This is a genomic window from uncultured Tissierella sp., assembly GCF_902479755.1.
Lineage (GTDB): Bacteria > Bacillota > Clostridia > Tissierellales > Tissierellaceae > Tissierella > Tissierella carlieri.
Map to the genome: position 1 here is coordinate 14,399 of NZ_CABSQO010000024.1, position 13,229 is coordinate 27,627.

Consider the following 13,229-nt stretch of genomic DNA (forward strand, 5'->3'; position numbering starts at 1 on the left):
GATAATTTTAGTCTACAAATTCAAATAACTTTTCTACAGTAACTCCAAATATCTTTGCAATATCCATAGCAAGTTTTAAGGAAGGGTTATATTTTCCGTTTTCTAAATGCACGATTGTTTCACGGCGAACACCAACTAATTCTGCAAGTTCACTTTGTTTCATATTTTTATTTTCTCTGTATTCTTTTAAATTGGTTTTTAAAGTGGGCATCTTAGAACCCCTTCCTGTCAAAATGGTGAAATAAAACTGGTTTTAGACTGGTGATTATAAATAATAAAATTAACATAAATAATCCAATCATATCCCTAGAAAGATTTACTTCTTTGTACATCGGAGCTCCTACGAGAATCATCAATATTACTAGTCCTGAAATAGCAACATTTAAGCATATTTGATTTACTTTGCCTAATATCCTTTCAGCCGATTCGTCAACTTTTTCATCTTTTCTTATTAATCCAATAAGACCATAAAATATTAATCCTATATAATAGAATTTTGAGATAATAGGTTCGTATTGTTTGAAACCAAAATTTTCCCTGCTTGCAACATATAAAGTCAATATCCCAAGTATTAGCAATGCTTTTAATCCGTATTGTGTCACTAAATTAATTTTTTTCTTTTCCACAATTATCTCCTCCGTGTTATATATTTATAACCTCTATGTTATAAATATATAACACGGAGGGAAATTAGTCAAGGTTTTTATGTTAAATATTTATAACATTTATAGATCTCCTTACAATAATAGAAAAGACTGTTAGAGTATACTCAAGGCTAAAGTCGTCTATTATTAACTGTTCTCTATTAATAACCTTATAAACTCCATTACCATCTGATATCAAGGAAGATAAGTTCATAGATTGTTTTATCCTAAAATATAAGAGAATGGTTTAAGACCCTTCTCTGTGAAACTATAAAAGTAAATAATATAATGCCACTAATTATAAATACCTTATCTATTTTTATGAACATGATTATATGTTTTACCACTTTCCAATGTCTTACCTCTAGCTTCATATAATTCGCTAACTGTGACTAACTGGAATCCTCTATCTATTAATTCAGGGACAACTTTTTCTACTGCATTTGCAGTGCTTTCATAAAGATCATGCATTAGTATTATATCCCCATCAGTTACATTATCTAAGATACTTTTCACAACTCTATTTGTATCCCGGTACTTCCAGTCTAAGGTGTCTATTGACCAGAGGATCATTGGCATATCCAAAGTTGATTTCAGAGTGTCATCATAAGCTCCATAGGTTGGTCTCATTACTTTTGGTGTGATGGAAATAGTATCAAATATTATATCCTGTGTAGATTTTATTTGCCATTCCACATCTTTTATTGATAGACTTGTTAATTTTTTATGGTTATAGGTATGATTACCAACTTCACTTCCTTCTGCAATCATTCTTTCTAAAATCTCTTTATTATGGGATACTCTATTTCCTAATACAAAGAATGTTCCCACTGAATTATATTTTTCTAAGGTATCCAATATAGGTATAGTAGTTTTCCCATTTGGTCCATCATCAAATGTAAGGGCTACCATTGGCTTCTCTGGATCAATTATCCTAGTTTCTTCCTCTATAATTTCTTTAGGCTTCTCAATGTCATTTTCCTCTACAATTGGATTTAATGGTTCCTCAACTAAATCTTCAAGTTCTTTTTTTAAAAAACCTCTTAAATCCCTATATGAGATCTCTACTTCTTGTTCCCCAAATGACCCTGCAAACAGCTCATATTTCTCGAAAAATAGGATTATGCTATTTTCTTGTACAACAAACTTATCTAAGTTGTCTTTAGCAGAAGCTAGTTTTTCTTTAAAGAGATCTGTTTCTATATACTCCTTATACTCTTCATCATCACTGAAATGATTAATAATTATTTCAGATAACATTGATAAATATTCACCTTTAAATATGTCATCTAATGAAACAAACTCTTCTTTTCCTAAATTGATTACAAAGGTTTGAATTGAATTATTAGGATGAGCATTGTAGCTCATACTCTCCATAATTGAAAACTTTAAGCTTACTATATCATCCTGTGTAATATACATGTCAAAATCTATATTTAACTCGGATTTCAACTTCCTATTGGAGATGTTATTCTCAACTTCTCTATAGAAATTGTCAATATAACCTTGTACCATATCTTTAATGGTACTATCGATTGAGTCTATACCAAATATAGGATAATGTGCAGCAAGTGAAGAATAGTCACCATATTCAATTATAGTTTCAACCTCACCTAAATCTTTTCTTTTTGTTCTTGTTATACTGGTTTGCAATGGAGTATCCATTTCTTCCTCTAGGATTAAATTATCCGAATAGATAGGAGCAGTATCTTTTTTAATATAGTTAATTAGGCTAATTGTAATAAATAGTAAAAGAATGAAACTTAATATTTTCTTCATTATGTCAACCCCCTCTATGTAGTAATATTATAGGGGAAATTGTCGAAGAGCGGTTTACAATTCAGTAACAAAATAGTTTACAATTCAGTAACATTTCAACTTATCTATATTGACAATTATAGGTTACAGGCGTAAACTATAATAAAGGTTACAAATGTAAACTGGAGGGATGAAGATGATATCAAGAATAACTGATTCTGAAGCTGTAGTAATGCGTGTATTGTGGGAGGCAGGTCGTGAGCTTAGTATCACTGATATAAGAAAATCTCTTGAAGAAACCACTGATTGGGAAAGCTCTACAATAAAAACTTTACTTCGTAGGCTCGTAAAAAAAGATGTAGTTCAAGCAACAAAAAGGGAAGTATTTTATTATAAGCCGTTAGTCACAGAGGAAGAATATAATGAATATACGACTCAAGATTTAATTGATAAATTATATAATGGTAGCGCAAAGAACTTAGTAGCATCTCTATTAGATAATAAAAAACTTAATAAAAAGGATATTGAAGAGTTACAGAAGATGTTTAAAGTAGGTGAAAATGATGAATGATGTACTTAGACTAATTCTATCTCTTTCTTTATCAGGAAGTATTTTAGCATTGATATTATTTGCAATTAAACCTTTTATAAAGAATAGGCTATCTAAGTCTATCCAATATTATGTTTGGATTGTAGTGGTATTTAGACTAATCTTACCATTTTCCCTTGAAGAAAGTATTATGAATAGGGTCTTCTACAATAAGAGTATACAAACACAATTACCTTCTAAAAAAGAAATACAATCAATTAGTAACGAAAGCTTTAAACAAAATAATTTCTTTGAGACTCCCAATGTAAAAGAGAATGTAAAAAGTGGAGTTTATAATTTTGATGCCGATCATAATAGAGACTTTAAGGACATGTTTCAGAGACTTAGTTATCATATATTTTACATATATCTATTAGGAGCAATAATTACTTTAACTATTAATACAATAGGTTATCTAAGATTTTTAAATCATCTAAAGCCAAAAAACAAAGATGCTACAGATGAAGAAAATCTACTATTAAATTCTTTAATTAATGGAAAAAATAAAATTCGTTTATTACGAAATCCATTAGTGAGTACTCCCATGCTTATCGGAATATTCAAACCAAGGATTATAATTCCAGATAGAGAATATAATGAAAAGCAGCTAAAGAATATATTGCTCCATGAACTTATCCATCTAAGACGTTTTGATATAATGATAAAATGGGTTATCATGATAGCTAAATCTATTCATTGGTTCAATCCAATGGTACACTTCATTGGAAAGGAAATTAATCATATATGTGAATTATCCTGTGATGAGGCTGTGATCAAGAATTTAAGCAATAAGGAAAAGCAAGAATATGGAGATACTCTGATTTCCATAGTATCTGAGATCCAAAGTTCCTCAGGAAGGCTACAAGCGACAATGAGTGAGGATAAAAACATGTTAAAGGATAGACTTATAGCCATTATGAACTATAATAAAAAGTCTAAAATGGTTATATTTATCTCAGGGATTTTACTTTTAGCTGTTATACTTGGAGGATTATATTTAGGTTCAGGAGTTAGAAAAGATAATTATAATCCTACTAGTAAAATAGAAGAAGAAACTATAACGACTAGTATCCCTACAAAACCGCCATCAATTATAATCACTAACGAAACAGACCTTGAAGCAATAGAAGTGTATACAATACTCAAGACGAAATGGAATGGTATGATTTATGATAGAGCTTCTTTCTATCAAGCAGCTTGGAGTAGTGAGCCAAGTATATTAACAGGTCTCCATAGATTAGTGCCAGAAGAAGAAATTACAGTTGATTTTGGAGATTCCAAACCTGATAATGTAGTAGTAAAGATGGCTTATTTAACAGAAAGTTATATAGAATCTCTATTGCCAATTGTGGATGTTTCTGTAAATCATCATACTAATGGGATTTATAAATTTAAAAATCCCCCTGCATCAGATAGTGATATAGGGACAACGGGTAGAGTATTTAGCATAGAAGCTACTTGGGGAGATAACATTTGTGAGTATGTATTTGCCTCAGATGGAAAGTTTGATAACAATCCAGCAGAAGTAAAATGGATACCAGTTAAACTTGACATGGAAAAATTAGAGGAATTACAAAAAGCTATAGATGATGGAGGGGAAAACAGTTATTTATCTATATCCTTAGAGTTTATAGATTCAATAGGGCATTCCAGTGAGGACGCTAATAGAATTAAAATAGAACATAATATTGATAACAAAGTTATAAGATATGAGTTTGAAGGTCATAATAAGTTCATAGAACTAAGGCTTGTGCAGCCAATTAAAAAAGGAATTGACGGAATATGGGCTGTTGAACTATATAAATTAGAACAAGTATCGGATTAAAAAAACCTCCTGTTTATGCGGGAGGTTTTGGTCATTGAGCTGATTTTAATTCATCACAAAAAATTGTATGAGATTAAGAATCTAATTAGTCGGCTAATATTAAAAAGATATATTTAATATGACAAAATACATATTGACAATTAAGGATTATAGTAGTATTATGAATAATATGCTTAGCCGACTAACTAAAATGGAGGTAGAGAAATGGAGAATATAGATAAAGATTCCTTATATTTTGCTTTCTTGGAAGTGTTGAGATTCCACCATATTCGTACTCACATGCTACTTGATGAAATAGGAATATATCCAGGGCAACCCCCTATGCTTTTTATATTAAGTAAAGAAGGCGGACAGAGCCAAAAAGAATTAGCAGATAAATTAAAAGTAGCTCCTGCTACCATAACGGTAATGCTGAAGAGGATGGAGAAGGCAAATTTAGTGGAGCGTAGACAAGATACAGATGATCAAAGAATATCTAGAGTTTATATTACCGAAAAAGGAAAAAAGATTTGTAAAAAAGCCAAAGATGTGATGTGGAACTTAGAAAAAGAATGTTTTGGAAGTTTTACAGTAGAGGAGAAAGTAATTCTAAGAAGATTATTATTGCAAGTTAGAGATAATCTTCAGGTAAGTAGTGAGAAATAATAAATTGGACTTAGGAGGGAAATATGTTAAAGTTATTTAAAGAATTTAAGCCATTTACTATATCCATAGTAATTATTATAGTGTTGCTTTTATTTCAAGCCAGTACTGAATTAGCTCTTCCTGACTATATGTCAAGTATAGTAAATGTAGGAATACAGCAAAGTGGAATAAAAGATGTAGCACCTGAAGTAATTAGGGCTTCAGAAATGGAAAAGATTAAAATATTTTTAAGTAATAATGAAAAAGTTTTTGTAGATAGTAGCTACAGACTTATAAACAAAGAAAATTTATCAGAAAAAGAATATAAGGATTATTTAGAGAAATATCCTGCTTTAGAAAAACAAGATTTATATATTTTAAATACGAAATCTAAGGAAGACATAGAGGAGATGAATTCCTTTTTAGGTAAATCAATGCTTATTATATGGGGAATTGAAAATGAAGCTCCTCAAGGAATCGCTGCAGAAAATAAAGAGAAGAATCCTTTTGCCAATCTTCCAGAGGGAACAGATCCTTTTATGGTATTAAAGAATTTACCAGAGGAACAGTTTGATGCTATGAAAAGTGATATTGAAGAACAATTTAAAAACCTACCAGAAACTATGATAAACCAATCCGCTATTAACTATGTTAAATCAGAGTATGAGGTTATAGGATTAAATATGAATAAGTTTCAATCTAATTATATTCTATATATAGGCGGAATAATGCTACTAATTGCACTTTTAAGCATGGTAGCATCCATAGGTGTTGGATTTATATCTGCTAGGGTATCTGCTAGTCTAGGCAGAAATTTACGGGATAAGGTATTTAGACAAGTAACTGCATTCTCCAATGGAGAATTTGATGATTTTTCAACTGCTTCATTGATAACCAGAAGTACAAATGATATACAGCAGGTACAAATGTTTAGTATGATGATGCTTAGGATAGTATTTTATGCTCCTATTCTAGGAGTAGGTGGAATTATAAGAGCTCTTAGAACAAATACCTCAATGGCTTGGATAATTGCAGTAGGAGTTATAGCTATCCTTACACTAGTTATAGTTCTCTTTACCATAGCTATGCCAAGATTTAAGAAGCTACAGAAGCTTGTAGATAAGGTTAATCTTGTAATGAGAGAATCACTCAATGGATTGATGGTAATTAGAGCTTTTAATACTCAAAGATTTGAAGAAAAGAAATTTGACAATGCAAATAATGATTTAACAAGGACTAATCTTTTTGTATCAAGGGTAATGACTATGATGATGCCTACTATGATGCTTATTATGAATGTCATTATGCTATTAATCATATGGGTAGGAGCACATGAAATAGATAATGGTGTAATACAAGTTGGAGATATGATGGCATTTATGCAATATACAATGCAGATAATCATGTCCTTCCTTATGATATCAATGATCTCAATAATACTTCCAAGAGCTTCCGTATCAGCACAGAGGATTTCAGAAGTATTGGATAAGGAGCTTACAATTAAAGATCCTATAAATTCTAAAGAATTGAATAAAGATATAAAGGGATTATTGGAGTTTAAGAATGTAAGTTTTAAATACCCTGGAGCAGAAGAATATGTTCTTAAAGATATATCTTTTGCGGCAAAACCTGGAGAAACTACAGCCTTTATTGGAAGTACAGGAAGTGGAAAGTCAACTCTTATAAATTTAATACCAAGATTTTATGATGTTACAGAGGGAGAGATTCTTCTTGATGGTATAGACATAAGAAATATAAAACTCCATGATTTAAGAGAAAGAATAGGATATGTTCCTCAAAAGGGTATTTTATTCACAGGAACTATAGAAAGTAATTTAAAATATGGTAGGAATGCTGGTGTTGATGATGAAAATGTCTTAAAGGCTATAGAAATATCACAGGCCAAAGAATTTATAGATGAAAAGGAGAATAAAATTTACTCTGAAATATCTCAAGGAGGAACTAATGTCTCTGGAGGTCAAAGACAAAGACTTTCAATTGCTAGAGCATTAGTTAAAAAACCAGAAATATTTATCTTTGATGATAGTTTTTCAGCTCTAGATTTTAAAACAGATGCTGCTTTAAGAAAGGCAATGGGTGAAGAAATTCAAGATAGAACTATACTAATAGTTGCACAGAGAATTAACACTATAATGAATGCTGAAAATATTGTAGTCTTAGATGAAGGAAGAATAGTTGGTATAGGAACTCACAGTGAACTTTTAAAGAATTGTGATGTTTATAGACAAATTGCCTTGTCCCAGCTATCAGAGGAGGAATTAGCAATATGAGTGAAAGAAATGTAAAAAATCAGAGGCGAGGAGGACCAATGGGTCATGGCCCAATGGGGGGAATGGGAGGTAGATTTGAAAAACCTAAGGATTTCAAAGGGACTTTCTCAAAGCTTCTTAACTATTTAAGACCCTATAAATTAAAACTAATTATAGTTATGATATTTGCTATTGGAAGTACTGCTTTTTCCATAGTAGGACCTAAAATACTTGGTAAGGCTACAACTGAAATATTTGAAGGAATTATATCAAAGATATCCGGAGTAGAAGGCGGAGGAATAGACTTTCAGTATATATTGAATATAATTCTACTTTTAATAGGGCTATATATAATATCTGCATTGTTTTCCTTTATACAAGGACTTATTGTTACAGGCGTAGCACAGAAGGTAAGTTATAATTTAAGGAAGGAAATATCTGAAAAGGTTAATAGACTCCCTCTTAAATATTTTGATGGTGTATCCCATGGTGATGTATTATCAAGGGTCACAAATGATGTAGATACAGTGAGCCAATCATTAAACCAAAGTATGAGTAATATAATAACTTCAGCTACTACTTTAGTTGGTATTCTTATTATGATGCTCTCTATATCTTGGCAAATGACTATTGCAGCTGTACTGATATTGCCTATTTCTATGATTTTGGTCATGACAGTAGTTAAGAAATCTCAAAAATACTTTAGAGCACAGCAAAAGTCTCTTGGTCAAGTTAATGGTCATATAGAAGAAGTTTATGGTGGTCATAATATAATGAAAGCTTTCAATGCAGAAGACGAAGTAATTGAAGAATTTAGTAAGATTAATGGAGAACTTTATAATTCTGCTTGGAAAGCACAATTTCTTTCTGGAATGATGATGCCAATTATGACTTTTATTGGGAATATAGGCTATGTAGCAGTTTCAATTCTAGGTGGATGGTATGCTATTAGAAAGACCATAGAAGTAGGAGATATACTTTCATTTATTCAGTATATAAGAAGTTTTACTCAGCCTATAGCACAGGTTGCACAAATATCCAATGTACTGCAATCTACAGTTGCTGCAGCAGAAAGAGTATTTGAGTTCTTAGGAGAAGATGAAGAAATTAAGGAATCAGAAGTACCTGTTAAACTAGAAGAAGTTGAGGGAAGCGTAACATTTGAGAATGTTAAGTTTGGATATAATGAAGACAAGATAATAATCAATAATTTCTCAGCAGATATAAAACCAGGACAGAAGGTTGCTATAGTAGGACCTACAGGAGCAGGTAAGACTACTATAGTTAAACTTCTAATGAGATTTTATGATTTAAATGAAGGTAGAATACTCATAGATGGTTATGATATAAATGATTTTACGAGAGAAGATCTAAGAGATAATTTTGGCATGGTTCTTCAAGATACATGGTTATTTAGCGGAAGCATAATGGATAATATAAGATATGGTAGATTAGATGCTACAGAGGATGAAGTAATAAGAGCTTCCAAATCTGCATATGCCCATAGATTTATACAGACTTTGCCAGATGGATATAATATGGTAATAAATGAAGAAGCTAATAATATATCTCAAGGACAAAAGCAACTTTTAACCATAGCAAGGGCAATCCTTTCAGATCCTAAGATTCTTATTTTAGATGAAGCAACTTCTTCTGTAGATACTAGGACAGAAGTATTGATACAGAAAGCTATGGAGAATCTTATGAAAGGAAGAACTAGCTTTATAATTGCCCATAGGCTTTCAACTATAAGAGATGCAGATTTGATACTTGTTATGAAAGATGGAGATATTGTAGAGCAAGGTAGCCATGAGGAGCTTTTACAAAAAAGTGGATTCTATGCAGAGCTTTATAATAGTCAGTTTGCAGCTTAAGAAATATTAAATAATAATCACTCTTTAAGGGTATAAATAATACTCTAAGAGTGATTATTTATTTTTAAGGAGTGATTATTATGTTAAAAGTAATAGGTCATATAGCATTTATAATCCTATTTTTATTTATATCATTCTTTGGAATAGGTCCTGTAATATTTGCAGATGGAACTATGAATGAGAGGATAATGAACTTATTAATTATAATATTAGCTTATGGCATATTGATATGGCTATATAGAATTTTTATTAGAAAGATGAGAAAAAAGTAATTATTGGATATTATTTATATTTTTCCAATAAAAAAATATTGCTAAAACCATCTTTTCGGAGTAAAATATTTTTGTCAAATATTAGAGAGGATGGTCTAATGAAATTAATCACATTTAACCCTTTTAGAACGATAGGCATTTCCAAAGTTACTTATATTAAACCTGAAAATATGTTCAAGGAAATAGAGAAGATAAAAGAAGCAGATTATATATTATTTCCTGAATACTGGCAAGTGAATACATTGGTCTATGGACTGAAAAAAAAGATATTTCCAAATATCAGCACATACCAACTTGGGCATAATAAGATTGAGACAACTAGGGCTTTACAAGCTATATTCCCTAAAAATGTACCTTATACACAAATATTAGGTAAGGACAATATAAATATAGAAACAATAGAGGAAGAATTTAGTTATCCATTAGTTGCTAAGGAAATAAAGAATTCTATGGGAAGAGGAGTTTTTCTTGTAGAAGATAGGAAACAACTTAGATATTATATAGATAATAATGAAATTTTATATATTCAGGAAAGACTTCCTATAGACAGAGATATTAGAATAGTCTATGTAGGAAATCAAGTAATAGGTTCCTATTGGAGAATTGCAGGAGAAGGCCAATTTCATAACAATATTGCAAAGGGTGCATCTTATGATTATGATAATGTGCCAGAAGAAGCAATTAAGTTAGTGGAGGATATAGCAAGGGAGTTAAACATAAACCATGCAGGGTTTGATGTAGCAGTAGTTGATGATAGATTATATGTATTGGAATACAATGTAATGTTTGGTAATGAAGGTCTAAGAAATATAGGTGTAGAGGTAGAAAAATATATTCAAGAATATATAAACAATGACCCGGATTTTACACCAAGCAATCCAACATTCCCAAGAGCTTCTTAAAATAGAAATCATTTTAAGGACTTTTTAGAAGGATGTATATTATAGATGCTTTAGATTAAAATATTCAATAATTCATTTAAAGCCTGATAGGGAAATACTCTATCAGATTTTTTGTGCTTTTATTTAAGGTTTTAATAATATATACTGAAGATATAAACTCTGTTTTATATAACTATATTTTAAAATATATTTGTATTAGAAAGGATAATTGAATTGATTGGAATAAATTCTTTAGGAACAGAAAAAATACTTTTAGTAGATGATGAGAAGGATATATTAGATTTGTTAGAGACAACATTGATTAAAGAGGGATTTAAAGAGATATACAAATCTTTATCTGGATATGAGGGCATTGAACTGTGTAAAAAAATAAATCCAGATATAATCGTTCTAGATATAATGCTTCCAGATATTGATGGATTTCAAGTATGCCAATCTTTAAGAGAGATCACTTTATGCCCAATATTATTTTTATCCGCAAAAAATGATGATATAGATAAATTATTGGGTTTAAGTTTGGGTGGAGATGATTATATTACTAAACCATTTAGCCCTAAAGAAGTAGCCTATAGAATAAAGGCACAACTTAGACGGAAAGCATATTTAAATACTATAGAAAATAATATAATTGAATTTGGGCAAATATCCATAAATGAAGGAAAAAAAGAAGTATCAAAAAATGGGCAGGTTTTGTCCTTAACAGCAAAAGAATATCAACTTTTATTATATTTGGCAAAATATCCAAACCATATATTAAGTAAAAAGACTTTATATGAAGCCATATGGGAAGAACCCTACTTCGGTGATGACAATACTATTATGGTCCATATAAGAAAAATAAGAGAAAAAGTTGAAGATATTCCCAGCTCTCCTAAGTATTTATTAACTATAAAAGGACTTGGATACAAATTAAATACTAAGGAGGTATAGGTGGATGAACTGGAAAATAACCTTACGCTTTATCATAACCATAACTATTGTCAATATGATGGTTCTCTTGCTAGTTTTCTCCTCCTTAAATTATTTTTTATATGGACAATATACGCTTTCTAGAAATGCTAGGGATACCAATGAAATCTACTCAACTCCCATGGGAGCAGAAGAATTTGCTTCAGATTTCTTACAATTCATAGAATTTAAAGATGATAATCCTAATGTATCAGAAGAAGGAATTGAAATATTAAAAAAGAATAATGGATGGGTGCAAATACTGGATAACAATGGATATGAAGTATACAGTGATCTTAAACCTGATAATGCTCCTACACACTATTCTCCTGTGGAGATTGTACATGCTTATAAATATAATGGTGTTATAGGAGATTCCAGTATTTTTATAGGCATGATTAAGAATAATGATTTAAAATATAGTTATATAATAGGGCTGCCATATGATTTAGTAGCAAGATATATAATCTATTTTAATTTTTCTAAGATATTTAAATCATATAAACAAGCAATATTTGTAACATTATTTAGTACTTTATTCATAACTATTTTAATAAGTTATTTATTTGGTCGAAAGCTTACAAATCCTTTATTTAAAATAATTAATGGCATTAAAATTTTAGCTAGTGGGGATTATAATGTTTACTATCCTGAAAAAGGCATATATAAGGATATTTGTTCTAGCATAAATAATCTCAGTCTCAAACTAAAAGAAAATAAAATGGAAAAAGAAAATCTAAATAAGATACGAGAAAACTGGATAGAAAATTTTTGTCATGATGTAAAGACTCCTCTTTCATCTATTAAGGGTTATGGAGAAATATTATTAGATGATAATTATATGTCTTCTAATGAGGAAAAGGATAATTATTTGAAAATAATATTAGAGAAAACAGATTATATAGAGAATTTATTAAATGATTTAAAACTAACCTATAAACTGCAAAATAGTTTAATTCCTTTAAAAAGGCAAAAAGTTAATTTAAATGATTTTATGGTAGAAATTATTGTTAATATTTTAAACCATCCATTATATGAGAATAGGAAAGTAAATTTTTCTTATAAAGAAAATCCTGTTTTCATCGACTTAGATACCCATCTTTTTTCTAGGGCAATAAATAATCTAGTATATAATGCACTAATACACAATACTAAAGATACTATTATTGATATATCGACTTCTAATGATAATGGAGTTTGCATTTTAATTGAGGATAATGGTATGGGTATACCTAAAGAAAAACTTGATCATCTATTTGATAGAAATTATAATGATAAACTTTTAAAAGAAAATAAAAAAGGTTCTGGACGAGGCATGATTATATCCAAAGAGATTATTGAAGCTCATGGAGGTACTATTCAAGTTACTAGCCAGCTAGGGCAAGGAACCAAAATAACTATAGTCTTATAAAATAAGTCTTATAAATTAAATAAGGCTTATTTTTTTATACAGATTTAAGGATTAATTAAGGAAGACTAAAAATATACTTAAGGTCCGAATGATAGAGTTGAATTAACAAAAA

The 13,229-nt window shown here is 30.1% G+C and carries 12 protein-coding genes; 9 read left to right on the plus strand and 3 right to left on the minus strand.

Features of this window, described 5'->3' with window-relative positions; translation table 11 throughout:
* Positions 1–7: 7 nt before the first annotated feature.
* The 3 genes from RDK80_RS13070 to RDK80_RS13080 form a co-directional block, all read right to left on the minus strand.
* A complete protein-coding gene (locus tag RDK80_RS13070; RefSeq protein ID WP_216556329.1) occupies positions 8–211 on the minus strand; it encodes a helix-turn-helix transcriptional regulator in 204 nt (67 codons plus the stop codon).
* A gap of 1 nt (position 212) precedes the next feature.
* Entirely contained in the window at positions 213–626 is a 414-nt protein-coding gene (locus RDK80_RS13075) for a hypothetical protein (RefSeq protein WP_308524516.1), read from the minus strand.
* Positions 627–953: 327 nt separating this feature from the next.
* Entirely contained in the window at positions 954–2,423 is a 1,470-nt protein-coding gene (locus RDK80_RS13080) for a polysaccharide deacetylase family protein (RefSeq protein WP_308524517.1), read from the minus strand.
* Between the two features lie 175 nt (positions 2,424–2,598).
* Here RDK80_RS13080 and RDK80_RS13085 point away from each other — a divergent pair, with 175 nt between their 5' ends.
* From RDK80_RS13085 to RDK80_RS13125, 9 genes are all read left to right on the plus strand, one after another.
* A complete protein-coding gene (locus tag RDK80_RS13085; protein WP_308524518.1) occupies positions 2,599–2,973 on the plus strand; it encodes a BlaI/MecI/CopY family transcriptional regulator in 375 nt (124 codons plus the stop codon).
* Positions 2,966–4,816: a M56 family metallopeptidase gene (locus RDK80_RS13090; protein WP_308524519.1), complete on the plus strand. Its 1,851-nt coding sequence runs from the start codon at positions 2,966–2,968 to the stop codon at positions 4,814–4,816. Before RDK80_RS13085 ends, RDK80_RS13090 begins: the two co-directional genes overlap by 8 nt.
* A 204-nt stretch (positions 4,817–5,020) precedes the next feature.
* Positions 5,021–5,461 carry a MarR family winged helix-turn-helix transcriptional regulator gene (locus tag RDK80_RS13095; protein WP_216556314.1) on the plus strand — a complete coding sequence of 147 codons (441 nt, stop codon included), beginning with the start codon at positions 5,021–5,023 and terminating at the stop codon, positions 5,459–5,461.
* A 23-nt stretch (positions 5,462–5,484) separates the two neighbouring features.
* On the plus strand, positions 5,485–7,731 hold the full coding sequence (locus tag RDK80_RS13100; RefSeq protein WP_216556311.1) for an ABC transporter ATP-binding protein: 2,247 nt from the start codon (positions 5,485–5,487) through the stop codon (positions 7,729–7,731).
* Positions 7,728–9,584 (plus strand): ABC transporter ATP-binding protein, encoded by a 1,857-nt coding sequence (locus tag RDK80_RS13105; protein WP_216556308.1) that lies wholly within the window; start codon positions 7,728–7,730, stop codon positions 9,582–9,584. The genes RDK80_RS13100 and RDK80_RS13105 overlap by 4 nt, the downstream gene beginning before the upstream one ends.
* An 80-nt stretch (positions 9,585–9,664) precedes the next feature.
* Entirely contained in the window at positions 9,665–9,856 is a 192-nt protein-coding gene (locus RDK80_RS13110; RefSeq protein WP_216556305.1) for a hypothetical protein, read from the plus strand.
* A gap of 71 nt (positions 9,857–9,927) precedes the next feature.
* Positions 9,928–10,758: a RimK family alpha-L-glutamate ligase gene (locus tag RDK80_RS13115; RefSeq protein WP_216556302.1), complete on the plus strand. Its 831-nt coding sequence runs from the start codon at positions 9,928–9,930 to the stop codon at positions 10,756–10,758.
* Positions 10,759–10,971: 213 nt separating this feature from the next.
* Entirely contained in the window at positions 10,972–11,688 is a 717-nt protein-coding gene (locus tag RDK80_RS13120; protein WP_246565581.1) for a response regulator transcription factor, read from the plus strand.
* A gap of 4 nt (positions 11,689–11,692) precedes the next feature.
* On the plus strand, positions 11,693–13,117 hold the full coding sequence (locus RDK80_RS13125; protein ID WP_216556300.1) for a HAMP domain-containing sensor histidine kinase: 1,425 nt from the start codon (positions 11,693–11,695) through the stop codon (positions 13,115–13,117).
* The last annotated feature ends 112 nt before the right edge of the window (positions 13,118–13,229 follow it).

Excerpts from the sequence above, each read along its gene's own strand:
- RDK80_RS13070 (WP_216556329.1), bottom strand. The coding sequence starts at position 211 with ATGCCCACTTTAAAAACCAATTTAAAAGAATACAGAGAAAATAAAAAT.
- RDK80_RS13080 (WP_308524517.1), bottom strand. The coding sequence starts at position 2,423 with ATGAAGAAAATATTAAGTTTCATTCTTTTACTATTTATTACAATTAGC.
- RDK80_RS13085 (WP_308524518.1), top strand. The coding sequence starts at position 2,599 with ATGATATCAAGAATAACTGATTCTGAAGCTGTAGTAATGCGTGTATTG.
- RDK80_RS13090 (WP_308524519.1), top strand. The coding sequence starts at position 2,966 with ATGAATGATGTACTTAGACTAATTCTATCTCTTTCTTTATCAGGAAGT.
- RDK80_RS13095 (WP_216556314.1), top strand. The coding sequence starts at position 5,021 with ATGGAGAATATAGATAAAGATTCCTTATATTTTGCTTTCTTGGAAGTG.
- RDK80_RS13100 (WP_216556311.1), top strand. The coding sequence starts at position 5,485 with ATGTTAAAGTTATTTAAAGAATTTAAGCCATTTACTATATCCATAGTA.
- RDK80_RS13105 (WP_216556308.1), top strand. The coding sequence starts at position 7,728 with ATGAGTGAAAGAAATGTAAAAAATCAGAGGCGAGGAGGACCAATGGGT.
- RDK80_RS13110 (WP_216556305.1), top strand. The coding sequence starts at position 9,665 with ATGTTAAAAGTAATAGGTCATATAGCATTTATAATCCTATTTTTATTT.
- RDK80_RS13125 (WP_216556300.1), top strand. The coding sequence starts at position 11,693 with ATGAACTGGAAAATAACCTTACGCTTTATCATAACCATAACTATTGTC.